This window comes from Rivularia sp. UHCC 0363 (assembly GCF_034931125.1).
In the GTDB taxonomy this organism is placed as follows: domain Bacteria; phylum Cyanobacteriota; class Cyanobacteriia; order Cyanobacteriales; family Nostocaceae; genus Rivularia.
On sequence record NZ_JAYGHM010000024.1, the window covers coordinates 37,550 to 59,837 of the forward strand.

Consider the following 22,288-nt stretch of genomic DNA (forward strand, 5'->3'; position numbering starts at 1 on the left):
TTACCTATTACCTATTACCAATTACCAACTTAAACTCGTTCATAGTAGGGTTTAATCTTACATTTCGTTCCTATAGTTCCCATCCTTACCAATGCTTCTAAAGGTTGCAGCGCTGCTACAATATTTTCTGCAAACCTAAATCTGCGAGCTACCCTTTTAACTTCCGACTGATCCACCATCAATACAATTTTCGTCGAACTGTTTGCGATCGCCTCATCAGATATTTCCGCATCTCGTTGAGAAGCCAATACCGCACATAAACCGTATTTTCTCCCATCACCCAGGATAATTTTTATACTTCTAGAATTTTTAACTTCCTTAGCCTCATCAATGAAAACAAAGCTGCGCGGGGTTTTATCTTCAATTTCTCCCATAATTCGGTGCGAATCCATTAGTTGTTTGGTCAACGCCTCAGATGCAATGGCTGACAATCCCGGTACTTTTCCTAGTGCTGATAAATCAAAACGAATGATGGGATGATTTAAGGACGGTTGGGGTTTATCGAAGATGCCGTATTGAAAAGTCGCGGCCAGCTTGAGTTGGAGTTTAACTGATTCCTTACAACCATCCTCAACCCTGGCTTCAATTTCCGAGCGCACGTCAGCAAAGGTTGGTGGTGTGCGAGTCCAGGTGTTGAAGTCATCTTGCACAATTCCCTTGATTCGGTAACAGCTATTAAGGATAGAAATTACCAAACCCTCTTGATTAGCTCCCAATACCAATGCTTTTTTAAATGTCGCAGCCACCGATATTGCTTGCAGATTCGGTCCACCTCCTTTGGTATCCAAGTCAACCACTAATGGGTTAATGCCGTAGGATGATTCCATATCCAGCGGGTAGTAGGTTTCACCGGGTAGCTCTAAGTCTCCATGAAAGTCAACAATAATTATTCTGACTTCGGGAAATACTTGGGGTAGTTCGTGGGCGATCGCCTTTAATGTCTGGGTTTTACCGCTACCGGAAGCACCAATCAAAACAACGTGTCCGTTGGGTAGGGTGACGGGATTCCAGGTAATGTTATCTCCTAGTATTATTCCCTTCGTTGTGACAGTATTATCCTTTTTCGCCGAATTGGGTTTTAAAATTGCTGTTGGTAATGGTTTGGGAGGCATTGATAATCCTTATTTGTAAATTTCCTGTGGCAAATTGTTCGCCGAGTTTTTCGATAACTTGATTAAATGGTGCAGCTTCTAAGTTAACCGAGTCACCCGACAATCTCATATAGGGGAATTGATAGGGGTCTTGATTTAGTTTGATACTTTCCGAGTCATCAACGTTAATTTGACCGCTAACAAATACCATTGCCCCAACTCGGTTAAATGGGGTTAGAGCTTCTAATATTTGTTCTTCTTCTAAAGTTATTGATTCAATATTGGTAATTGCAGCTTTACCCAGGTCAGATGTAATCCGTTCGATAATTATCTGCGAACCCGCTTCTGTCCCAGCTTTATAAATTTCACCGCTCGCCGACTGGACAATAAACCCCGTACCGTGAGTTTGAATTATTAAAAAATCTCCCTCAACTCTAGAGCGATCGCCCGATCTTACTCCTTTAATCTGCGCTTTAATTAAGTTAGTTGAGGCAGATTTGTTATACAAATTCTCCACACCCGACGGATTAGCAATCAATCTGTTAAACTGCGTTAACATTCCTCCTGAATTATTAATATTAAAAACCGCGAGAGAAATTGCAATCAAAACCACTAATACAAAATACTCAGCATTACTACCCGTTTTTAACCTCAGATTTTTGTTACCCGGACAAACACAACGCATTGACGATGGCCAAAACATTTCCACACCACTTATTGTAAATACATCCGCAAACCAACCAAAGAAATAACCAATCGATAAAGCATAACCAAGGTTCGTAAAACTAGGATTGAATATTACTATTACATACGCGAAAACTGCGATCGCGCCAGATGCAAGTAAACTATGAGTACAACTACGGTGTGGCATTCTACTCTCAAAAAAACTACTCGCCCAAGGTAAAACCCGACCAGCTATTGAAGTGGAAATATCAATATCGGGAAGAAGACCTGCGATCGCACCTACTGCGATCTGAGTTGGGCTTGCTGTTCCTAGTAATAAACTAGTAGCAGTTCCACTAACCAATAAATGTGAGATTCCAAGCATAATAAATTACAGTCTTTGACTTTCACGTGGTAGTTTATATAACAAACGAGACAGCCCAAGAAAAATAGAAGCAAGAATACTTGAAAATATATATAGTGATTGGTCGTTCATTCCGACTCCTATGAATTTCATCACCATAAATATAATTCCAGCAAATAGTATAAAGGGCGTAATATCAAAATAACGATTATGATCGGCTCCTTCAAATTCAAGCCCTAAATATTCCTCTTCTACAGCTCGTATGGCTAACATTGGATTTCCACCGACACGTTCTTGAAGTTTTGCCAATTCCGATGGCTTTAGCACAATTTCTCTATCAATAGTCGCTTGGATCATGATTTCACGAATTGCATATTCTGGTAAAGGTTTAAGTTCAATTCTAGGGATATTAATAAAAATATCGTTGCGTCTTGGATTGTTTGCCAACACCAATAGCGGGGTTTTGCGCCGCAACTGCTTTAACCACATCCGAAATTTATTATCACAGATATGAGCATCATCAATGATTAAAAAGGTAGTGTTGTTTTCCAAATAATTCGTAATTGAGTATTTAAGTTCTTCAATACTAAGAGATTTACCTTCTAAGCTTTCTGTAGGTATATTCAACGAATTACAAATGTCTAACAGCATCTGTTTAGGTCGAGATGGTTCAACAAAAACAACTGTAAAACCGTCTTTTTCTAAATCAGATACTACCGCCATCGCCAAGGTAGATTTACCAGATCCCTCTTTCCCCACCACTAATAGCGAACTATTTGCTAACAATGACGCTTTAATTCGGCTGAGTTCAGCTTGCCTATATAATTTTATTTCCGCAGTTACATTAGCTTTTGGTGTCTTTTCTATCATATCGTTATCAGTTTCAGTCAATGGTCGTTCTGGTGATGCGGTTTGATTGGGCTGTAATACATCATCATCACCATTGGATGACTTTTCAACATGGTTTTTATTTGACGGAATAAATTGCCATAAGCTACCGCACAATACCGCCACCAATGTTGTAATTGTCATTCCATTCGCTGCGGCGATCGCACTTACTAGAGCTAATACCAGAAAGTTAAGCAGTTTATCTTTAGCCGATAATTTCCCAGTTAGTACAGTTGTTATAGGGTGTCGATTACCAACTGGGCGAGAACGTTTGGGTCGTAATAGGGTCTATGGGATAGCGACGTGGAGATGGCTGCCATTTCTGCTTCCTCGATTTCAAGCTGGATTTCAGGTGGGAGCTTTCCGGGGTTTTCTTCATAAGCTTGAGCAACTTGAATTACTGCCATGCGCTTTGCTTTTACCCGATGCTGTGCTTCTAATTTAATTTGCTGAATGTCAGCACTACTAAATGTTGTTTCTATCTCCTGCGGTTGTAGTGTACTATTTTGTGCTTGAGTTTTTAGAGAACTGTTTTGTATTACAAGTGAGGAACAATTTTCTGCGTCATCTTCTGATGTCGATTCTGGGGTTGCTGACAATTTTTGTTCTTCTGTCACGGGTCCCGATGGTTCCGGTATCGGGTAGCCATCCATCCGTCCGGTAGCCTTGATATGTTCGTGTAATGCGTCCATGTGTGCTGCTTGTCCGGCATCCAGATAAGCCTTGTTCTTAACCTTGTAGGTTGTTATCCGCAAGTACCGCATCCGACCATACAGTGGGTCGCGACCTATGCCATATTTTTTTAAAAATTCTGATATAGGAATTTTTGAAAAATTTTCCACATTTTGACTGTCGCCTACCCTATTGTCTGGCGTAATTAAATTATTGTCTGCCATACTGTCGGGTATAAATTGGTCATTGTCGGATAAACTATTAGGTGTAATTGTATTAGTAGATTGTGGATTGTCCGGTGAATCATTTGTATTTGTTGCCGTACTGTCTGCCGATAATGACTCGTTATTTTCTATTGTGTCTGCCATAGAATTAAGATTGTCTTATGTTTATAAATTTATTGTCTGGCATACACTACACAAGTTAGTACCGTACAATCACTGATTGTCTGCCAGATAGTATTATTAATATTTATTTGTCCGGTAAGAACAATATTTACAGTTAGTTGAAAATATAAATATAGCTAATCAATATTACATTTTTTATGAGTTTTTATTATTAGTAAATAATGAGTATAAAGTATTAGTTGATTGTGGGTTAATTGTTTATCTCAAATTAGAAATACAAGTATCGAACCGTATTGGATCGCGAAGTGAAGAGACTATTCCAAGTTTGCACGTTCGCATAGTTATGAAATCTACTCAAACTAGCTTGTGAAAATAACCGCAGTCACGATTGGTGTCAAATCAACACTAATAGTTAAAGCCTGAAAAATAGGGCTAATAAAATAACCCAGCAATGATTCGTAGTCATTACTGGGTCAATTGTTCACCTGCCAGAACGAGCTTCGTAGGAACGTAATGGCAGAAAATATAAAATTTTTGATCTTATCTTATGTTATCAAACAATTCTCAAGAAATCTTGGCTGAAACCTACATTGGCGTTCCAGCTACAACTGATATTCCAACTCCCCCGGTAATTCAACCAACGCCATATCATTACCTGGCATTACTACCAGCAATTTTGACGGCTTTAACCCCGTTGGTTTTAGGACTGAAGAAAAAAGATAAAGATGATGACGACAAAGAATAGATAACACTAAGCGATCGCTATCCTAAATAAGTAGGCGATCGCACCCTACTACCTTACTTTTTCTCACAACCTATTCCGTTACCATCGCCGTCAAAACGGTGGGGGTCTGGTGGTAGGACTTTGAAGTTACGTTGTTTAACGTTCGAGCATTGTAAATCGGGTGAATCTTTAGGTATGCATAAATCTGGGTAAGCAGGGTCACAGTTTTGTCTAAGTGAGATAGTTGAATTATTATTTAGATAAGTAGCAACTGCGATAATTGTCCCGATTACTGTTCCAACTACTGTTACGATTGTTGCTGTTTTTTCTAAAGATTTCTTTGATTTCTTAGCTGGGGTAAGATGAATTTCTTCAATCTTATTACCCACAGAAGATAGCATAATATTTCTATTATACTTTTGGTATTCTTCTGCCTCTACACGCATACGCGCTGGAACAGGATCTCCATTTAAATCGGCATTAAATTGATAAAATCCTTCGCTATCAGAGTGAACGATATATGATTTACCATCAAGTTCGAGAGTTACCTTTGCACTGTCAACAGTTTTATTTTCATTGTCTAACACACGTCCTGTATAAGTATTGCTAGTCATTTATTTGCCTCGATATAACAAGATAAAATGCTTGAATTGTAGTTTTTTTTAGCCTGAAGATTTACAATCAGACTTAGATAAAAGTAGAACTCAACGCAAATGATTTTAAAAATAAATGCGCTCAGGTGAAGTGATATCAGTATTTAGATATGACAAGTAATTTAATACTTATGCTAAAACGCTGAACTCCAAGAGTTATGCAACGAATTGTCTCGTATTAAAAAACATTTCCTTTAACTAGAAGCCAAGCAAATAGGGGGTAATAATGACTTAAGTATCAAACCACTAACTTTTACATTATCTACAGGTGTCATCAGTACAATTCCTGAATTTATAGAAATTTTATAAAACTTAATAGATAACACTTCTAGATACTGTTAAACTCTTGATTTTAAAGCATTCTGGTTTTTTTCTGTGCAAAAAATATTACTTGCAAAACGGAAATAGCCTCAGTAATTATTCTACCTTATTGCCAAGAACGTTATTCCCATTATTACAACTGCATTGGTTAAAATTTTGCTCTTGACAAAGAATATAAAAGATATGCGATGCCTATGGCGGAGCGATCGCTCATCGCTTCTTTGGGTGCTGGCGCTGCGATCGCGCTTGGTCTTGGGATGAGTATTACAGTCGTTTCTCTGAAGGGGCGAGGTAAAATTCATATCGTTTTAGGGTAGGGAGCAGGAGGAAGATGCACCTTATAAAGAAAGCAATACGCTGTATTTCCAATGCAACCAAAAACCCCAACATCGAGTCGGGGTTTACTTTCAATAAAATATGATTAATATGCGTTTATATATAGTTTTAGCGATCGCTAATAATTACACACATACCCAAAGCTTGCCAAGTCTGGGGTCCAACAATTCCATCGACAAGAACTGTTGGATCATGGTCATTACCTCTTGCTTGAAATTCTTTAACTGCATCTTCTGTTTTTTTACCAAAAAAACCATCAGCTTTTAAAGAGCCAAAATTATATTGACGTAAACGTGTTTGTAAAAGTTTTACAGACTCAGAAGCTGTTTTTTGACGGTCATCACGACGTAAAACGGGCATTCTGTGACAGGGGGTTAGTTGGGCTTGCATTGTATTGTTCTCCTAGTTTTTATAGTTGAATTTACTGATAAGCTTAAATTCATTCTGTCATTGTTAAATTCCAGAATTTCAGCAAAAATATCTAAAAAAGCTTTTAATTAAATGTTCCCGTCATCTTAGAAGCCGATAAAATATCTTGATATATGGATTGTGGAAGCAAGGCGATCGCTATTCCGGGGCGAGTGTTGATAAGCTTTTCCTTTCTTGTAGATATTGCACAAAAGTTTATTTAAGTAATGCAGTAATGCAGTAATGCAGTAATGCAGCAATTAATTAATGATTGTAGTATAAGCAGTTATCTGGTATATAAAGCATTAATCAAACTATCAGCTTAGTTACTCAATGCAGTAATTAATGCAGTAATGCAGTATGTCAGTAATATCGTTAATTAACCAAAAAGGCGGCTGCTCCAAGTCTACAACCGCCGTACATCTAAGCTATTGGCTATCAAAGAAAGGTTATTCCGTCCAGCTTATAGATGCTGATGCCCAAGGTAGTAGTTCCGTGTGGTTGAAATCGATGGAAGATAATTTAATACCAGTTACGGTATTGCGATCGCCTGACGAGCTATTAGAACAAATCCCCGAACTTACACAAAAGTGTGACTATTTAGTTGTAGATGGTCCGGCGGGTTTGGCTGAATCTAGTAGAGCCATTTTATTTCGTACCGATTTAGCACTAGTTCCATGTCAGCCTACTGGGTTAGATTTGCAATCGGCTAGCGATGCGGTGCGGTTAATTAAGCAAGCTCAATCCGTAAGAGGTGGTGCGCCCAAAGCAGCAATATTTATTAGCCGTGCGGTGAAAGGGACTAAGTTAAAAGACGAAGCGATCGCATTGTTATCGAAAACTAAAGAAGTGACGGTGTTAAAAACCGTGATTCATCAAAAACAGGCGATCGCGGATACTTTTGGTCAAGCGGCAACAATTTGGGGATTATCGGGGCGATCGGCTGCTGATTCGGCGCGGGAGTATGAAAAATTATTTGCAGAAATTGTGGGGATGATTAAGTGAATAAGAAAAGAAAATCCCTCGATGATACTTTGGCAAGTGAATTTGTTTACGGTGAAAAGGCTGTTGAACCGGAACCAGTAACTAGTGAGGTTGAGGAAGAAATAATCGAAGAACCAGAACCACCACCTAAAAAAACTACAGCTAAAACAGATAAGACCAAAAAAGCATCAATTATTTCTAAGCTTCAACAAGGTAGTGAAAAAGAACCAACAGTACGATTAACTGTTGATTTACCGCAGTCGATGCATCGTAAATTGTCTATACTAGCGGCTTCTACTGGTAAGAAAAAGGCTGAGATTGTAAGGCTTCTGCTGGATGAAGCACTTGAAGAAGTAGATAATTAATTAAGTAATGCAGTAATGCAGTAATCAATGCAGCATTTAGAAGAAGGAAGGAAAGGGTTTTATATGCTGCCTTTTCCTTCTTAATGTAATAAACAATTATTGTCAGTTTACTTACGGCGCGCGGAAGTATCATGTATGTCACTATGCTCGCTGCCAGTATAAGCATGACCGCCAGGGGCATCAACTGGTGCAGTATCCACAGTGTTGGTAGCACGGAGTACTCCTGCTAGACGACCGGACTCGCCACCTCTAGTAACCTCAATTATGCCAACTCCCGGACAACTACCCTGGGCTGCGTGTGTAACGGATACAGGAACCGGACCGCGCAAGGCAACTACTAAGTATTTCCCATCGGGTGTGGTATCCATCAAGTCTGGGGCAGGGTCGTTGAGCGGTAGATTTACATCATCTTTCACCGAAGCTGCATCACACGGACCCACGCCATTACCCTTACCCGAAGCTGAGGTCAAATCGTAAGTAGTTCTCTCCAATGTTTTAGTATTAAAAACTTCAACATTACCCTGGATGCGGTCAACGTTATGAATATGTGAACCAGATAATGTTCGCGCAATACCGTGGGCATCCCTGCGGGTAGTCGTTCCTGGCAACTGTCCGCTGTTGTTGGGATTGGGATTACCTTCAATGTTGCCGATTGTATTCGTATTGGTATCATCCTTGTAAACCAGTACGGGTTCTGGAATATTAGGCGCATTCGGGGCGGAGCCGAATTTTGTATCATCAATAGTGTACATGGTAAAAGTAGACTGAGCGGCACCCGCACCAGAAGCGGAAACGCCAGCATTCAGCCACATATTATTGTCTACTTGTACGCCACCACAACCAGCACCATTAAAGACTTGGTTGTCATACTCGCCAACAATCGTCATTGGAGTAGTTCTGGTGTTAGCGACCAACAACCCACCTCCACCAAGGGTAATATAGTCATAATCACGTTTAGAGGGTATCGGGCAAATGATGACGTTGTTGGCACGACCACCTTCTGGAACGGGATTTTCATTGCAACCGTTTTCCTTACAATTACCATTCGGTGTCAAATCGCTAAAATCTGCTTCATCGTAGCTGCCTACGATACTACCAATCATATTTTTACCTTGACCATTGCTGCCTAAATAAACCTTGGCATCATCTTCGATGGTCATACCTTTACCCACGCCCAGGGAAGCCGATTTATTGAAGTTCGCCGCGATAATCTTGCCACGGCGATCTCTCTTGATGTCAATGCGTTCTAGCACCTTACCATCCAGGTTCGCTACCAGCAAGGCGCTGCCGTCACTATTCCAGAACGACATATGCACCGAACGACCAACGTTGGTGCCAGTGACGCGGAATAAAGCTACGGCTCCCTTGGTTCTACCATCTATGATGCCCACATAACCACCATTCGGAGCAAATATATTTGCATTCATATATTTATTTTGCGGGTCTGGCAACATACCATGCAGGCGACCGAAGGCTGGCAAATCATCCAAAGTGTTACCAGTCGGCTGTTCGCTGCTGTTGTACTCCACTAAGCTAGCGGGGAATACATCACGGATATCACATGGACCTTCACCAGGACGGTTATTGCCGTCGCAACCAAGCGGTTTTGCTTCCCTTTTACCATTTTTGAGTTGTTTTTCGACATCCTTGCTGTCCCAAACCCAGATCCAGCCACCATTTACTCCACGAGATTCAACACCGGCTACTGAGTTAGATTGATCTGACCCCCAGATTTCATATCCACGGTTGTAGTTATTCTTGGCTAATACCGGAGTGACTGTAAGTATAATTGCAACGACTACAATCAAAATTAATTTTATTATTGAGTTGAAATTATTCATTATCTTGAAGCAATTAGTCCTTCGTTTAGTACAAAAATTTGTGCGGCTTTAAGAACATCTGAACTTAGAAGTCACGCAAGTTGCTATTTCTTGTGTTTTTATGTATAAATTTTCATAACATAGGTAACTTAAAAATGTAGCAAGCTACAATTTTTAAAAATACTTAGTTACGCTGCCGACACTCTGAAATAATATGGGTTCGCTCTTCTTCTTCAGATATAACTGTGTTGGTAGATTTTATTGAACGACTCTCTTGTACAGGGTACTACCAATAGTGTGTAAATGCCAATGTCCCCCTATTGGTAAGAATTTTTTCGTTATCAAACCAATTACACGCTCTGTTTTCTGCTACAAGTTTTTGGTACAGTGATGAAGCGATCGCGCCTGCTCTCCCGAACGCTTCCATAATTACTGGCAACAGCTTGTATTCCTTTCTACTCGGAATGGTCGATCTTAGCAAGATGCGATCGCTCTCCCGAACACTTCCATAATTACTTGCAACAGCTTGTATTTCTTTCTACTCGGAATGGTCGATAAATTTCAGTTAGCAAGCGGCTTTCATACCTTCTAACTCGGCTCCGATACAAAAATCACCTGAAAATGAATTTCACCTAAATGTGAATACCAAGAAATTTTAGTAACTTGATTCGCGATCGCACTATGCATCTCATAGCGACCCGCATCTTGAGGTTTACCGTCAATCGTGGCGCTCGCTACTATTTGCCGAAATAACGGAGTATCATCGCAAGTCCCGACAATTCGGTTATGCTGCACACTCCATTTGATGCTGCTGTGGAACTGTGACTGTAGCGAATCAGTTTGACCGTCGTAGAATGTCATCGTGCTTTTCACTCATATAACGTGCATTATTCCAAGCAACTTAACAAAAGTTTGCAGCGTGTCCTATTTTACACGAACCCCGGTGGACATTGATGTTAGTAAAAAACTTGTTAGCTGGCTTATTTGGAGAGAAATAAAATTTGAGATAGAGTTGCCACTTGATAAAACCTGAATTCAAAGTTTGAAGTTAAAACGGTTAAGAAGCGACAAGCCTAAATTAACTTTTAAGAAGAATATCGGAAAATTTACGAACTAATTACAGTTAGGATATCCGCATATTCCTGCTAACAGATAGAAAAGTTTAATTTTGCTTTTGACTGTTTTTGTTTTTCATATCCAGAGCGATCGCCCTTAGTAGTTCTTCAATAACTTCCGGCGATAAATTACTCAACTGCTTGCTAATATCTTCAGCGTTGCCGTTAAGTTGCAAAACGTTGGAATTAGAAATCATATTGTTGCCACCGATGATGACAATTCCCGGATTATTGCCCATCGCTTTTTGTGCTAACTCAGTGCGCTGTTCTAGCGGCAGTTCATCAATATGTCGCTTAAATTCATCAAATTCCACTAATTGCACCAACTTACCCTGACTAATCTCTTTCATAACCCAGATTATCTCAATTTACTACCTAGTAATAGTTAAGTTTTATTTAAACCCATACTAAGACATTAGTAAGGTCTTTTTAATACTATCTTGGTTAGTGTTATTACCGTTACTTTCTTCACGATTAGTTTTGAGATTATTTGCGATCGCCATCATGATGTCGGACATTTGGTCGCGATCCATTTTGGCGATTAAGTGTTCTAAAAGAATTTTCTCACCTAAGAACAAGTTAAAAAAATGTACCTTCGCCTCAACTGGCAAAAACTCCAGCAGTTTCTCTAAACTGTCAGTTTGGATTGATTTCTTTTCTCGACGAAACTCGCTGATTGACTGGGGCGTAACTCCGGATTGCTCGGCTAAGCGTTTAGCACTAACTCCAAAATCTTTCAGGGTGCTATCAAAAGCTTGATTAAAATTCATTAAATTGTATTAAATTCGCTAATTAGAGAATTATTTTAGTTTGCATTTAGCTAGAATTCGATTATAAAGGAATTGTCTTAATTTTATCTTTACTTTTACAAATCAAGGAAGATTATATATGATTAGCGATGCATAGCATGACTTACTCATAAATTCGAGAGCGAGATTAAACAATCCAGTGTTACAAGCGCGTTAAAAATTTCGGTTTTTTCCTGGAAGAAGTTTTTAGAAACTGCAATTTTTGGCTAAGAACGAGTTTCTTACCCAATCATACTGCTTCAGCAAGTTCCACAGGATCTTTTTCTTTACGGGTATTGCCTGCGAATATATTGGCGAGCAAGCATAAGGCATCTGCCTGCTCCTCTGGTGGTGCTTTAACAATTTGCGATCGCAAAGTGTGTTACTCAAATTCGGTAACAACGGAATTGACTTATTTTTATCTTTACTTTTACAAAATAAGGAGAATTATTATATATGATTACCGACGCATAGCATGATTTAGTTATAAATTCTTAACTTACTACCTCGTTGTAGCGTGTAAAGGTAGATTTAGTATTAATTCGTCACCATTCTTCGCCCGAATGATACTTTACCTTTTCAAACTATACTGCTTGTGGTAAGCAGCTAGAATCCTTATTTTCAGGGGATTGAACAAACCAACTTGCAAGCGCATTAAGAACCTCTGCCTTCTCTTGGGGAGATGCTTCCATCACAAGCGATCGCAAATTGGTTTTTGGTTTAGAGCCAACTAATCGCGAAACATACCATTCCCTTGCATCTTCAGGAAGAACCAATAATAAAGACAAAAATTTTGTGGTTAGCAAGTCTGCTTTACCGCGCCGGAATCGAGACAAAGTAACTTCAGAAACACCTATCAGTTGAGAGATTTCTTTAGCTGATATGTCAAAACGTTCGAGCATTTCATCGAACAGCTTTTGATGCATCTCCATATTTTGTGTAACGATTTCTTGCATTTTTTGCGCCAAATAAATTAAAGAGTTCTTTAAATGATTAAATAGTTTTTTGATGAGATAGGCAAGTGAATTAAACGAAGCTTTAACTATCTTAATCCTAGCAATATCTTAGACCATTGGAGTTGGATCTAGTTCCACGTTCTTCTACTCCAATAAAAAATTAGCCCCGGTCTTGACGGGACGGGGCGTATCTGAAAATTCAACTTAGGTGCATTATGACGCATAACACTGCCAAAATTCAAGGTAAATTTTACCCACTTCAACATGAAGAATGGTTAAGGGATTGTCGAGAGCTAACATCAGCACAACTACAGGTACTTTATTACATTCGCATTCTAGACCCTCTTAACAACGGAATCGAAATTAATGCGGATCAAATAGCAAGGCAGCTATCATCACCACAGCGTCAGGTTCGCAGACAAATCGTAAGCCGCGCATTAAAAGAACTTGTAGCCAAGAAATATTTACCAGGCAAGTATAGTTTTATATCCGCACCTGCTGATGAAACTTCCGAGGAGGTGGAATCCTAATGTCCAAATCAAGAGAGAAAATAGGCGTGCAGTTCTACCCCCTAACCGCCGAAGAAATTAAGCAATGGTATCGAGACAAATTACTTACGACTGCTGGTTACTTGTTAGCCATCAAAAAAATTACCAAGCTACCAGGCTCTAACTTAGTAATTCCCAACGTTCTCAAGTTCTGTAGAGAATGGGAAATCAGTAAATCTGCTTTTTACCGTGCGGTGAACGAACTAAGACAAAAAGGATACACTGATTGGGAAGCAACTCACGGAATAATTCTTAAAGAGACTCAGAAAGTTGTTGCTTTCCCTTCAGAAGAAAAGGAAGAAAAGTGTCCCACGGATGGGACAGTATCCCACGAGCGGGATGATATGTCCCATGAGCGGGACGGTGAATCCCACGAACGGGACGACGTGTCCCATGAGCGGGACAGTGTGTCCCATGAGCGGGAAAATCGTAGCCCGAAACTCGCTCCAGACAAGAATTCCAGCACTCCTCAGATATATACAGAACTAATACAGACTCTCTCAGAAGGCGAGAGAGAGAATTTTTTGAAATTTGCCAAGAAGAAAGCAAGCCAGCTACCAAAACCACCAGAATTACCGTTTAGGTGGATAGAAGCTCATTTTGAAGAATTACACGAACAGTGGCTCGAAACGCAAAACAAAAAAGAAAATCAAAATACTATTTACAGTTTCGATAAATACACCGAAGCCCAGCATCAAATGTGGTACGGACAACTACAAATTGTCGTAGAAGCTGTAAACCAATGCGGAAGCGATACGAGTTTGCGACGATTTTTCGTAGACGATTTTTACAAATGCTGGTTCAATTGGGCGAAATCTGCCCGTGAGGACGTGCGCTCCTTGATAGCAAATAATCCAATACTTGAGAAGAACTATGGTTGAAAATCTTAGTTTTGCGAATAGTGACAAGCTACCTCCTCAAAGCATCGAAGCAGAGCAAGCAATTTTAGGCGGTATCTTGCTTGACCCAGGTGCGATCGCCAGAGTACGTGACGTACTTGTGGCTAAAGCGTTTTATATTGATGCCCACCGCAATATTTATCAAGCTGCTGTAGAACTTGATAACTCCGGTAAGCCCACGGATTTACTGGCAGTTATCGGCTGGCTCTCCGACCGTAATTTGCTTTCCAAAATCGGTGGTAGAAATCAATTAGCAACACTCGTAGACCGGACGGTATCGGCAGTTAACATCGATGCTTTGGCGCAATTGGTGATGGATAAATACCATCGGCGGCAATTGATTAAAGCTAGCGGCGAAATTTACGACCTGGCACACGACCAAAGTGAGGAAATAGGTAAACAATTAGAAAGAGCATCTTCAAAGGTTTTAGAGGTAAATAACAGCGCGATCGCGTCGTTATCCGAACCGACCCCGATGTCAGATATTTTGATAGATGCCTTTGAGCGCATTGAAGAAAAAAATATGGGTACAGCACCAAGCGGGGTGAAGACTGGATTTTATGACTTAGATGCGGTAATCGGAGGATTTAAGCCAGGAAAACTGATAACCATTGCTGGTCGTCCGGCGATGGGTAAATCATCGTTTTTAGGTAATCTGGCTTTAAATATTTCGTCCCTTGAGCAGCTGCCAACTGTAATTTTTAGCCTTGAGATGGGTAAGGAGGAATGGGGAGATAGATTTTTATCGACTGATATGCCTATTGAATCAAGTCTTTTACAGAACGGTAATATTAACAAATCGCAATGGGAACTTTTAGCGCAATCGATTAGTAAGTTAAGCGAATTGCCTATCTACATCGACGATTCACCCCTTCTAACTCTCAATTCAATTCGTTCAAAAGTCAAGCAACTCGTTGCCAAACACGATGGCATTGGCATGGTGGGGATTGACTATTTGCAATTAATGGAAGGAACGGATGGCGATAGTTTTAATCTGGCTTTTCAAATCGGAAAAATCACCAGGGGGTTAAAACAATTAGCGCGGGAATGTAACACAACTGTTGTCATGTTGTCGCAGCTAAATCGTGGCGTGGAAAGCCGCAATATCAAGCGTCCCATGATGTCAGACCTTCGAGAATCGGGGCGAATTGAAGAAGATTCGGATTTAGTACTACTGCTTTACCGGGATGAATATTACCACCCAGATACGGTCGATAGAGGCATTGCCGAAGTAATTATTGCTAAAAATAGGGGCGGACCAACGGGAATAGTAAAACTGCTGTTTGATGCACAGTTTACTTGTTTCAAAAATTTGGCGCGGTAGCTAGTTTGAGGTCGCCGATGCCCTCTTGCCGAAAGAGCGATCGCTAACTAAAACTTGATAGTCAAATGCAGCACTTGGGAAAATTTGTAGGGAATTTATTTAGCAATTAGAGTGTAAAAAAAATGACACTTTTTAATATTGAACAATATCAAAAATCTTATCAACGCGATTGGGATGGTGCTATCTACGACCCTGCTTGGGATGAACTAGATGATATTACTGAAACTCCACAGACCAAAGTTTCCGCAGTTGTGGAAGTTAAAAGTGACGAAGCTTCCGACTGTTGGAACCCGTCCCATTTTGGTGAAGTCCCGCGTAAAGTTGATGCAAACGGAAACCCTACGATTTTTTGGGATGAAAGCATAGAACCACCCCTACCCGATGATTTTGAATCTAACCTTGAATATGAGGAAGCATGGCAGCAATGGCAAAACTCCGACAGCTTGACTTGTGCAGCGGAGTGGGGGCAGGATTTGCTCTCGCCGGATTACAGCTTGGAGAATTTGAACTTATCGGATTCTCAGAAATCGATGAATACTGCTGCGATCGCCTACAGTCACTCTACCCAGGAGTCCACAATTACGGAGATATCAAGTCCCTTGCCTTTGAGGGAGGATGGGGACTCAAGCAAGGTATCGATATCATCACCGCATCGCCACCCTGTCAGCCCTTCTCAATTCAGGGAAAGCGACTTGCTGCCGCAGACGAGCGAAACTGTTTTCCCGCAATGCTCCGAATCGTTGAAAACTACCAACCAAAATACCTCTGCATCGAAAATGTTAGAGGATTACTCAACTGTCCTTTTAACCCAGGGAGCGATTTGTCATATTTCGGATACGTCCTTAAAGAGCTTTACCGCTGCGGGTACGATGCAGAATGGTTGTGTGTATCTAGCGGAGCCTTTGCCAGCCCCTTCGATAGAGGAAGATTATTGCTGGTTGCCTGCTCCCACAGCATTATCTACAAGAGGGAGCCGACCCCCTGGGCTGAACAAGTTAGAAACTTTTTTGAAGAAGAACGAACTAATCAAAAAAGGCGAGGTATTAAACCCGGTTATCCTCTCCGAGTGGTTCGGAATCCCCAGCACCTGGCTCGACCCCTCGGAATCCCGAACGGCAGCAGAATTATTAGAAAACAACGCAGCGCCGCCGGAAATATCCTTGACCCCAGAATTGCCGCGATCGCCCTCCAGAGAATCCTGTACCTCGAATCTATCCTCTAAGAATAATTCTGAGTATCAAGAGATATCCGAAAATTTCTTAGAGGAAAGTAAGTACCAGTTTAAGGTGGGCGATCGCGTTAAAGTCTTAAACCGTAATTTTGGAGAGTTCGGTGTAGAAACTGAAGTTTTAGAAATTCAATCAAACAACTGGGTAATAGTTAATTCCTCAAAGGGTATATATCATGCCGAATACTTGCAACTAATTACACCCGAAAATTTCTTAGAGGAAACGAGAAAAAGTAAGAAGAGTAAACCAGCCAAAAAGCGCCGCAATAAGCAGGGTTGTCTCTATAAGTATCTTGAGAATAAGAAGTTAAAAGACGGTCGAGTTGCTTCATACCCTCGTATAACATCAGACTTTCGCGACCCAGAAAACCCGCATCATTGGCGGTGGGGTTATAACTGGGACGAGAAGATTGATGGAGAATGGAAAGGTCGCAGTATCGGCAGTATCCCCCCTGGATCTGTAGGGATGATAGAAAATATGCGATCGCGCAATATTCCCATTGAAGAAATAATTAGCTTTATTCGTAAAGTAAAGCGTAAAAAATAGTTAGGAATGGGGCAATTCTTAGGCAGCAAGGGCGATCGCTTAGTTAAGTCGTCAAAATATATTCCTAAACGATTATTGCCCCAAGTGCAACGCTTGGAGGTGGAGAAAGCACCAGTGAGAGAAATATTGAGGGTGTTGGGAATAAACCTATAGTCATTGTTAGAAATGACAGTATTTTATCCTAGTTTAATTAGTATTGTGAGCGTTAATTTATATCAAGAAAAGGTTTAAAATTATTTTGCTATTGACTATTGCTACGAATTGCATTGGGGTGTAATAGATTGATTTTAATAATTCGCGATCGCGCTACAAAAGAACAATTAGATGAAATGTTACAAATGTGGGGAGTTTTTATTAAAATAGCAGTTGATATCGAACGCGAAATCCTTGCTGGTGGTTCCGAACGCCATTATGAATGCGAGCAAGAATTGTTAAAAGATGGTAGCAAGCAAAAAGACTTGTGGGGTGCTGATTGGTGTCCTTACACGCAAGAAATAGTTTTTGAATCAATTATTAATATTCGCCCCAGCCAAAACAATCGTACTATGATAGTTGAATCCCCCATCATTAGAGAAAGAATTACCATTATTACCAAACGATTACTAGGAGAATTATAATGCCTAACTGGAACGCAATTGAAGCAAGTTTTTTAAATCAATCGATGCCCCAAAAGTTGGGAGAATTGGCTGCAACGTTGGCGCGTCTAAAATCCTGGAGTCAAAAAAATGCTAATGGTGAAATAGTTCCGGTGTTATTAAAAGAAAGCTTACTGTATGTCAATTTGTTACAAAGACAAAATCATCTTCATTATGCCGAACTAACCCAACTGCAAAAGTTACTACAAGGGTGGGTAAATCGAGGTGATAATTCAACCGAAATTGTAAACCTTGTTCCCACTGCTGCTATTTGGTCAGAACGAATACTTGATATGTCGGGTTTATTGGTTGCCGCAGATTCAAAAACTGCCTAATGACGAGTAATGCTTGCAGGTCAGTAACTCAACCCTAAAGGGATTGAGCTTGTAAGAAATTGCAAGCTGTGCTGACCAGTCTAAGTCTTCACTGACTACGTTTTTTGAGTCACGATACCGGAGAATGCGAAGCTAGTTTTCCGCTCTATCATTTGCAATTAAACAGTTTTAAAGTCACTGAAACAGTGTTGCAAGTCTAACAAGCTCTCAAAACCTTGACGAAGCTAACATCACCCAGAAATGGAGGGACTTATGTCCAAAACATTAGTATTAGACACAAACAAAAAACCATTAGATCCAATTCATCCAGCACAAGCGCGGCAACTATTACGGAACAAAAAAGCAGCAATCTTTAGACGGTTCCCATTCACAATCATCCTTAAGAAAACCTGCCCAGATATCGAAGTTTCACCATTGAGATTAAAGATTGACCCCGGTGCAAAGTTTACTGGGATGGCATTAGTTAACGATTCAACTGGCGAAGTTGTATTTGCAGCCGAACTAAAACATCGCGGCTTTGCAATTCGAGATGCTTTAACTTCTAGAAGACAATTAAGACGAGTTAGACGAGCTAGAAAAACTAGATACCGTCCACATCGGTTTTTAAATAGAACTCGTCCCGATGGTTGGCTAGCACCAAGTTTACAAAGTCGAGTTGAGAACATCAAAACTTGGGTTGAGAAGTTGCGTAAATTCGCACCAGTTGAAGCTATTAGCCAAGAGTTAATTCGATTTGATATGCAGCTAATGTCCAATCCAGATATCCAAGGAAAGGAATATCAACAAGGGACTTTGGCAGGCTATGAAACCAGGGAATATTTGCTTGAAAAGTGGAATAGAGAATGCGCTTACTGTAGCGTTAAAGACGTTCCCTTCCAAGTAGAACATATTCATCCTAGAGCTAAAGGAGGCAGTAATTCAATTACGAATCTGACATTAAGTTGCGAAAAATGTAACACCAAAAAAGGAACTAAAGATATCAAAGAGTTCCTCAAAAAAGACCCCGCAAGATTACAAAAAATCTTGAAACAAGCTAAACGACCATTAGCAGATGCAGCGGCAGTAAACACTACTAGATGGGCGTTGTTTAGAGCTTTGAAAGATACAGGACTCCCCATAGAAACAGGCTCAGGAGGTTTAACAAAGTTTAACCGTAGTCAACAAAAGTTAGCTAAAACACACTGGATTGATGCGGCTTGTGTTGGTCATTCAACTCCAACTCTCAATATCAAAGGAATCAAACCATTATTGATTACTGCCAATGGTCATGGCTCTAGACAATCTTGCAGGACTGACAAGTTTGGGTTCCCTTCTAGATACGTTCCAAGATTCAAGTTTGTTAAAGGCTTTCAAACTGGGGACATTGTAAAAGCAGTTGTAACAGCAGGTAAGAAAATGGGTGAATATTTTGGGAGAGTTGCTATTAGAACTAACGGAACTTTTAATATCTCGACCTCGGACGGATTAGTTCAAGGAATCAGCCACAAATATTGTTCAGCGATTCACAAAAAGGATGGTTACAACTATGCCAATTAAAAATACCACGGGGATTAAAATCCCCCGTGTCGCTTTCCTCTCAGGGCTAAAGCCGCTGAGTTTCCCGCATTCCGTGAGGTTTTTATGACTGCTTTATAGAGAGTGGGGCGATCGCACTCCTTACCCTCTTTCCCTTACTTTGCTACAATTCCCTTACCTCAAAAGCGCGTGTATCATGCCCCAAGGATTCGGTAAACCCCAGCCCAATAAAATCGATAAGCTAATTGAGCGTGCGGTACGTTGCTTCCAAAAACGCCAACCAGAAGCACTTGACCAAATATTTGATAATCTACTAAACCCTCATCTAAACAATCAGGTAGTAGCGGGTGCTTTAGCGATACTTGATGATGACACTGACACTAAGTCGTGGCTTTGTGGTTACTTCGCATCGGAAATTAATTGCACTTCAGACAACGATAAACCGCGTCATCCCATCATCCTGCTATCCAAACTCCTGATCGTGTCTGGAATGGAACCATTCAGCGACTTTATGCCCTATCCTGGCTGCCGCATCATGATTATTAACCACGAAAAGTTTGAAGCCCTACCTCCTAAAGTTCAAGCCCTGGTGCAAGAATCTTTTAACGTGACCGAAAGCAACTGGGAAGAAGCACAGCAGATAAATGATGCGCTGCTAGAAGAGTTGATGGTTGAATATTCGTGATGGGGCGATGAGCGAAACTCCACCTTATTGCGATCGCTCTTCTCGGCATTGACAACATAAATTAACTGAGCGGTGAGTGAAGCTCCATCGTAAGCGATCGCGGTGTCTCCCTTTCTTTTTAATAAATGCAACTTTATCAATACTTTTTATTTTTATAAATATAAATACTTAATCTATCAACTAAAAATATACTTCTTTGCTAATTTCCTTAAATCAGTAGAATCATCCTACCTGTTCAAGATGAAAATTAACTAATATAAATCAGATGATGTATCACCTGATGCATTTAATATTTAATCAAGTTTCATAATTACATGAATACCAAAAAACCCTTGGTTATTAATCAACCAGAGGTGAGTCAATTTATCCGCGAATTGAGACTTTTAACTAAACTAACCCAGGAGAAGTTTGCAATCAAAATAGGCGTAACTTGCTTAACCATAAGCCGCTGGGAAAACGGACGCAGCCAACCTTCACCTTTAGCTATGGAAAAAGTTGAGGGAATATTGGAAGAAATGGGCGATACTCCTTCGGAGTCACTTCGCGATCGCGCAGAAGAGTTACGGTCAAAGTATTTCTAAAAATTAATTACGTTTAGATAATAAGGAATCATAATCATGGATGAAGTTGTTAGAAAATTGGCAGGCGTTGGATTTCCAGCAGTTGTACTTCTGATCGCAATGGCAACAACTGGTTTGGCTGGTGCTGCTGCAATTACTGCGGCATTAGCAATGTTAGGACCAGGCGGAATGGTTGGCGGTATTGTATTACTTGGAATAATAGGATTAGCATCAGATGCACTGTCGAAATATGGATTGACAGAACTACTCAAGGGAATTTATGAAGAAAGAAAAGTTAAAGGCGAATCTTTGCATAAGCTTCGTAAAGAAATTGACGGTTTACTAATTAGCAAAGAATTGAAGCTGATTGTTAAAGAACATATTGGTTGTATTTGAGTAAATTGTAATTGTTTTTTCTAGAAGTTATCAAAAACTGCGAATACCTTACAAATTCCTAGAATTAAAACTCAACCATTCATTATCCATATACATTTTATTTGGAAAGAGCGAATCAAGTAAAAAATATTAGTATGTCTTTAAAGCCAATCCCATTAATCAGCTAATAATTACAGTGTTTTGCCCGTAATTAACAGCATTAAGTTTCAAATAATTTGGATTAAGCATTATTAGTTCTAGTGAGGTAAATTAAATGTCATATTCTGTGGAAATAAGTCGAAATAATCCAACTGCTTTTTTGTTTGCTATTGACCGTTCTGGATCTATGAGTGAAGTTACTCCAGAGGGAATGAGTAAAGCTCAAATGTTAAGCGATGTAATGAACCGACTTTTTAGTGAGTTAATTCTAAAGTGTGCTAAATCTGAAGGAACTCGCAATTACTTTGAGATTGGTGTAATTGGTTATGATACCACTATAGGAATTGTTAATCCCCTTACAGGAGCGTTAGCTCAGGAATGGCTAAATCCAATTAGTCTATTTGAAACTAACCCTTTGCGACTAGAAGAGAGAAGGAAGAAAATCCCCGATGGAGCTGGGGGTATCATTGAAACTACTGTTAAATTTCCTGTTTGGTTTGACCCTATTGCTGAAGGTGGAACACCAATGTGTTCTGCATTGCAGATAGCTTATGATGTTCTTAATTATTGGTGTGCAACTCATCCAAATGCCTATCCACCTCTCTTTGTTCATATTACTGATGGACAAAGTACAGATGGAGATCCAGAAGAACTTGCTCAAAAGATTCACCAGCTATCTACTAATGATGGGAATGTTTTGGTTTTTAATATTCACCTTTCCAGTAAGGGTGGAAAAGAGGTAATTATGCCGTCTTCAGTCTACGGCTTACCAGATAGTTATGCTGAAAAGTTATTTCGGATGTCAAGTTATTTGCCTAGTGTTATGGCAACAATGGCTAGGAGAGAGGGAATAGAAGATATTTCATCAGAATCCCGTTGTTTTGCATACAATGTCAAAGACTTAGCTACTCTAGTTGCACTTTTAGATATTGGTACAAGAGCAGCAATGGATGTTGTAGCAATGGATCGATAGGACAAAATAA

General features: G+C 40.1%; 29 protein-coding genes. 16 read left to right on the forward strand and 13 right to left on the reverse strand.

From position 1 onward, the window contains the following. Nucleotides 1-29: 29 nt before the first annotated feature. The 4 genes from VB797_RS15270 to VB797_RS15285 all read right to left on the reverse strand — a co-directional run bounded on the left by VB797_RS15270 (nt 30) and on the right by VB797_RS15285 (nt 4,046). A complete protein-coding gene (locus tag VB797_RS15270; protein ID WP_323238549.1) occupies nt 30-1,112 on the reverse strand; it encodes an ATP-binding protein in 1,083 nt (360 codons plus the stop codon). Next, complete coding sequence (locus tag VB797_RS15275) at nt 1,054-2,139, reverse strand: metal-dependent hydrolase (RefSeq protein ID WP_323238550.1); 1,086 nt, start codon at nt 2,137-2,139, stop codon at nt 1,054-1,056. Before VB797_RS15275 ends, VB797_RS15270 begins: the two co-directional genes overlap by 59 nt. Nucleotides 2,140-2,145: 6 nt before the next feature. Then, nucleotides 2,146-3,150, reverse strand: a complete 1,005-nt coding sequence (locus VB797_RS15280; RefSeq protein ID WP_323238551.1) for an AAA family ATPase — start codon at nt 3,148-3,150, stop codon at nt 2,146-2,148. Nucleotides 3,151-3,242: 92 nt separating this feature from the next. Continuing rightward, nucleotides 3,243-4,046, reverse strand: coding sequence for a hypothetical protein (locus tag VB797_RS15285; protein ID WP_323238552.1), 804 nt, complete (start codon nt 4,044-4,046; stop codon nt 3,243-3,245). Between the two features lie 526 nt (nt 4,047-4,572). On the opposite strand from VB797_RS15285, the gene VB797_RS15290 reads away from it, so the two are divergent. Next, nucleotides 4,573-4,770 (forward strand): hypothetical protein, encoded by a 198-nt coding sequence (locus tag VB797_RS15290; RefSeq protein ID WP_323238553.1) that lies wholly within the window; start codon nt 4,573-4,575, stop codon nt 4,768-4,770. Between the two features lie 53 nt (nt 4,771-4,823). Here the strand turns inward: VB797_RS15290 and VB797_RS15295 are convergent, their stop codons facing one another. Continuing rightward, nucleotides 4,824-5,363 carry a hypothetical protein gene (locus tag VB797_RS15295; RefSeq protein ID WP_323238554.1) on the reverse strand — a complete coding sequence of 180 codons (540 nt, stop codon included), beginning with the start codon at nt 5,361-5,363 and terminating at the stop codon, nt 4,824-4,826. A gap of 548 nt (nt 5,364-5,911) precedes the next feature. On the opposite strand from VB797_RS15295, the gene VB797_RS15300 reads away from it, so the two are divergent. Next, the gene (locus VB797_RS15300) at nt 5,912-6,040 is read left to right on the forward strand and encodes a hypothetical protein (protein ID WP_323238555.1); all 129 of its coding nucleotides are present in this window, start codon (nt 5,912-5,914) and stop codon (nt 6,038-6,040) included. A 127-nt stretch (nt 6,041-6,167) separates the two neighbouring features. Here VB797_RS15300 and VB797_RS15305 read toward each other — a convergent pair whose 3' ends face one another. Further along, complete coding sequence (locus VB797_RS15305) at nt 6,168-6,449, reverse strand: peptidoglycan-binding domain-containing protein (protein ID WP_323238556.1); 282 nt, start codon at nt 6,447-6,449, stop codon at nt 6,168-6,170. Nucleotides 6,450-6,827: 378 nt separating this feature from the next. Between VB797_RS15305 and VB797_RS15310 the strand changes: the two genes are divergently transcribed. Together VB797_RS15310 and VB797_RS15315 are read left to right on the forward strand one after the other, a co-directional pair. Then, nucleotides 6,828-7,472: an AAA family ATPase gene (locus VB797_RS15310; RefSeq protein ID WP_323238557.1), complete on the forward strand. Its 645-nt coding sequence runs from the start codon at nt 6,828-6,830 to the stop codon at nt 7,470-7,472. Further along, nucleotides 7,469-7,816 carry a CopG family transcriptional regulator gene (locus VB797_RS15315; protein WP_323238558.1) on the forward strand — a complete coding sequence of 116 codons (348 nt, stop codon included), beginning with the start codon at nt 7,469-7,471 and terminating at the stop codon, nt 7,814-7,816. The genes VB797_RS15310 and VB797_RS15315 overlap by 4 nt, the downstream gene beginning before the upstream one ends. 107 nt (nt 7,817-7,923) lie before the next feature. Here the strand turns inward: VB797_RS15315 and VB797_RS15320 are convergent, their stop codons facing one another. The 6 genes from VB797_RS15320 to VB797_RS15345 all read right to left on the reverse strand — a co-directional run bounded on the left by VB797_RS15320 (nt 7,924) and on the right by VB797_RS15345 (nt 12,495). Then, a complete protein-coding gene (locus VB797_RS15320) occupies nt 7,924-9,624 on the reverse strand; it encodes a hypothetical protein (protein WP_323238559.1) in 1,701 nt (566 codons plus the stop codon). Between the two features lie 600 nt (nt 9,625-10,224). Beyond that, on the reverse strand, nt 10,225-10,497 hold the full coding sequence (locus VB797_RS15325) for a hypothetical protein (RefSeq protein WP_323238560.1): 273 nt from the start codon (nt 10,495-10,497) through the stop codon (nt 10,225-10,227). Nucleotides 10,498-10,798: 301 nt separating this feature from the next. Beyond that, on the reverse strand, nt 10,799-11,101 hold the full coding sequence (locus tag VB797_RS15330) for a hypothetical protein (RefSeq protein WP_323238561.1): 303 nt from the start codon (nt 11,099-11,101) through the stop codon (nt 10,799-10,801). A 57-nt stretch (nt 11,102-11,158) separates the two neighbouring features. Continuing rightward, complete coding sequence (locus VB797_RS15335; protein ID WP_323238562.1) at nt 11,159-11,521, reverse strand: helix-turn-helix transcriptional regulator; 363 nt, start codon at nt 11,519-11,521, stop codon at nt 11,159-11,161. 268 nt (nt 11,522-11,789) lie between these two features. Next, on the reverse strand, nt 11,790-11,915 hold the full coding sequence (locus VB797_RS15340; RefSeq protein ID WP_323238563.1) for a hypothetical protein: 126 nt from the start codon (nt 11,913-11,915) through the stop codon (nt 11,790-11,792). A 208-nt stretch (nt 11,916-12,123) separates the two neighbouring features. Beyond that, complete coding sequence (locus VB797_RS15345) at nt 12,124-12,495, reverse strand: helix-turn-helix domain-containing protein (RefSeq protein ID WP_323238564.1); 372 nt, start codon at nt 12,493-12,495, stop codon at nt 12,124-12,126. Between the two features lie 215 nt (nt 12,496-12,710). Between VB797_RS15345 and VB797_RS15350 the strand changes: the two genes are divergently transcribed. From VB797_RS15350 to dnaB, 3 genes are read left to right on the forward strand one after another with little or no spacing between them, the layout of a single operon-like run. Beyond that, nucleotides 12,711-13,025, forward strand: a complete 315-nt coding sequence (locus VB797_RS15350; protein ID WP_323238565.1) for a helix-turn-helix domain-containing protein — start codon at nt 12,711-12,713, stop codon at nt 13,023-13,025. Beyond that, complete coding sequence (locus VB797_RS15355) at nt 13,025-13,924, forward strand: hypothetical protein (protein ID WP_323238566.1); 900 nt, start codon at nt 13,025-13,027, stop codon at nt 13,922-13,924. Before VB797_RS15350 ends, VB797_RS15355 begins: the two co-directional genes overlap by 1 nt. After that, on the forward strand, nt 13,917-15,266 hold the full coding sequence (gene dnaB, locus VB797_RS15360; protein WP_323238567.1) for a replicative DNA helicase: 1,350 nt from the start codon (nt 13,917-13,919) through the stop codon (nt 15,264-15,266). Before VB797_RS15355 ends, dnaB begins: the two co-directional genes overlap by 8 nt. A 184-nt stretch (nt 15,267-15,450) precedes the next feature. Here the strand turns inward: dnaB and VB797_RS34990 are convergent, their stop codons facing one another. Further along, complete coding sequence (locus tag VB797_RS34990; protein WP_416350873.1) at nt 15,451-15,630, reverse strand: hypothetical protein; 180 nt, start codon at nt 15,628-15,630, stop codon at nt 15,451-15,453. A gap of 60 nt (nt 15,631-15,690) precedes the next feature. Between VB797_RS34990 and dcm the strand changes: the two genes are divergently transcribed. The 9 genes from dcm (at nt 15,691) to VB797_RS15400 (ending at nt 22,278) form a co-directional block, all read left to right on the forward strand. Continuing rightward, complete coding sequence (gene dcm, locus VB797_RS34995) at nt 15,691-16,488, forward strand: DNA (cytosine-5-)-methyltransferase (RefSeq protein WP_416350875.1); 798 nt, start codon at nt 15,691-15,693, stop codon at nt 16,486-16,488. Next, complete coding sequence (locus VB797_RS35000) at nt 16,427-17,041, forward strand: hypothetical protein (RefSeq protein WP_416350874.1); 615 nt, start codon at nt 16,427-16,429, stop codon at nt 17,039-17,041. The genes dcm and VB797_RS35000 overlap by 62 nt, the downstream gene beginning before the upstream one ends. A 281-nt stretch (nt 17,042-17,322) precedes the next feature. Continuing rightward, complete coding sequence (locus tag VB797_RS15370; protein ID WP_323238569.1) at nt 17,323-17,658, forward strand: DUF5674 family protein; 336 nt, start codon at nt 17,323-17,325, stop codon at nt 17,656-17,658. Then, nucleotides 17,658-18,011, forward strand: a complete 354-nt coding sequence (locus VB797_RS15375; protein WP_323238570.1) for a hypothetical protein — start codon at nt 17,658-17,660, stop codon at nt 18,009-18,011. Before VB797_RS15370 ends, VB797_RS15375 begins: the two co-directional genes overlap by 1 nt. Nucleotides 18,012-18,263: 252 nt before the next feature. Then, complete coding sequence (gene iscB / locus VB797_RS15380) at nt 18,264-19,547, forward strand: RNA-guided endonuclease IscB (RefSeq protein ID WP_323238571.1); 1,284 nt, start codon at nt 18,264-18,266, stop codon at nt 19,545-19,547. Between the two features lie 175 nt (nt 19,548-19,722). Beyond that, nucleotides 19,723-20,211, forward strand: a complete 489-nt coding sequence (locus VB797_RS15385) for a hypothetical protein (protein ID WP_323238572.1) — start codon at nt 19,723-19,725, stop codon at nt 20,209-20,211. A 314-nt stretch (nt 20,212-20,525) separates the two neighbouring features. Further along, nucleotides 20,526-20,792: a helix-turn-helix transcriptional regulator gene (locus tag VB797_RS15390; protein WP_323238573.1), complete on the forward strand. Its 267-nt coding sequence runs from the start codon at nt 20,526-20,528 to the stop codon at nt 20,790-20,792. A gap of 36 nt (nt 20,793-20,828) precedes the next feature. Beyond that, nucleotides 20,829-21,167 carry a hypothetical protein gene (locus VB797_RS15395; RefSeq protein WP_323238574.1) on the forward strand — a complete coding sequence of 113 codons (339 nt, stop codon included), beginning with the start codon at nt 20,829-20,831 and terminating at the stop codon, nt 21,165-21,167. A gap of 253 nt (nt 21,168-21,420) precedes the next feature. After that, the gene (locus tag VB797_RS15400; RefSeq protein ID WP_323238575.1) at nt 21,421-22,278 is read left to right on the forward strand and encodes a vWA domain-containing protein; all 858 of its coding nucleotides are present in this window, start codon (nt 21,421-21,423) and stop codon (nt 22,276-22,278) included. Nucleotides 22,279-22,288: the final 10 nt, after the last annotated feature.

Coding starts and splice junctions, on each gene's coding strand:
- VB797_RS15270 (WP_323238549.1), bottom strand. CDS start 1,112: ATGCCTCCCAAACCATTACCAACAGCAATTTTAAAACCCAATTCGGCG.
- VB797_RS15275 (WP_323238550.1), bottom strand. CDS start 2,139: ATGCTTGGAATCTCACATTTATTGGTTAGTGGAACTGCTACTAGTTTA.
- VB797_RS15280 (WP_323238551.1), bottom strand. CDS start 3,150: ATGACAATTACAACATTGGTGGCGGTATTGTGCGGTAGCTTATGGCAA.
- VB797_RS15285 (WP_323238552.1), bottom strand. CDS start 4,046: ATGGCAGACACAATAGAAAATAACGAGTCATTATCGGCAGACAGTACG.
- VB797_RS15290 (WP_323238553.1), top strand. CDS start 4,573: ATGTTATCAAACAATTCTCAAGAAATCTTGGCTGAAACCTACATTGGC.
- VB797_RS15295 (WP_323238554.1), bottom strand. CDS start 5,363: ATGACTAGCAATACTTATACAGGACGTGTGTTAGACAATGAAAATAAA.
- VB797_RS15300 (WP_323238555.1), top strand. CDS start 5,912: ATGCCTATGGCGGAGCGATCGCTCATCGCTTCTTTGGGTGCTGGCGCT.
- VB797_RS15305 (WP_323238556.1), bottom strand. CDS start 6,449: ATGCAAGCCCAACTAACCCCCTGTCACAGAATGCCCGTTTTACGTCGT.
- VB797_RS15310 (WP_323238557.1), top strand. CDS start 6,828: ATGTCAGTAATATCGTTAATTAACCAAAAAGGCGGCTGCTCCAAGTCT.
- VB797_RS15325 (WP_323238560.1), bottom strand. CDS start 10,497: ATGACATTCTACGACGGTCAAACTGATTCGCTACAGTCACAGTTCCAC.
- VB797_RS15330 (WP_323238561.1), bottom strand. CDS start 11,101: ATGAAAGAGATTAGTCAGGGTAAGTTGGTGCAATTAGTGGAATTTGAT.
- VB797_RS15335 (WP_323238562.1), bottom strand. CDS start 11,521: ATGAATTTTAATCAAGCTTTTGATAGCACCCTGAAAGATTTTGGAGTT.
- VB797_RS15345 (WP_323238564.1), bottom strand. CDS start 12,495: ATGCAAGAAATCGTTACACAAAATATGGAGATGCATCAAAAGCTGTTC.
- VB797_RS15350 (WP_323238565.1), top strand. CDS start 12,711: ATGACGCATAACACTGCCAAAATTCAAGGTAAATTTTACCCACTTCAA.
- VB797_RS15355 (WP_323238566.1), top strand. CDS start 13,025: ATGTCCAAATCAAGAGAGAAAATAGGCGTGCAGTTCTACCCCCTAACC.
- dnaB (WP_323238567.1), top strand. CDS start 13,917: ATGGTTGAAAATCTTAGTTTTGCGAATAGTGACAAGCTACCTCCTCAA.
- VB797_RS34990 (WP_416350873.1), bottom strand. CDS start 15,630: ATGCTTTCATCCCAAAAAATCGTAGGGTTTCCGTTTGCATCAACTTTA.
- dcm (WP_416350875.1), top strand. CDS start 15,691: ATGGCAAAACTCCGACAGCTTGACTTGTGCAGCGGAGTGGGGGCAGGA.
- VB797_RS15375 (WP_323238570.1), top strand. CDS start 17,658: ATGCCTAACTGGAACGCAATTGAAGCAAGTTTTTTAAATCAATCGATG.
- iscB (WP_323238571.1), top strand. CDS start 18,264: ATGTCCAAAACATTAGTATTAGACACAAACAAAAAACCATTAGATCCA.
- VB797_RS15385 (WP_323238572.1), top strand. CDS start 19,723: ATGCCCCAAGGATTCGGTAAACCCCAGCCCAATAAAATCGATAAGCTA.
- VB797_RS15390 (WP_323238573.1), top strand. CDS start 20,526: ATGAATACCAAAAAACCCTTGGTTATTAATCAACCAGAGGTGAGTCAA.
- VB797_RS15395 (WP_323238574.1), top strand. CDS start 20,829: ATGGATGAAGTTGTTAGAAAATTGGCAGGCGTTGGATTTCCAGCAGTT.
- VB797_RS15400 (WP_323238575.1), top strand. CDS start 21,421: ATGTCATATTCTGTGGAAATAAGTCGAAATAATCCAACTGCTTTTTTG.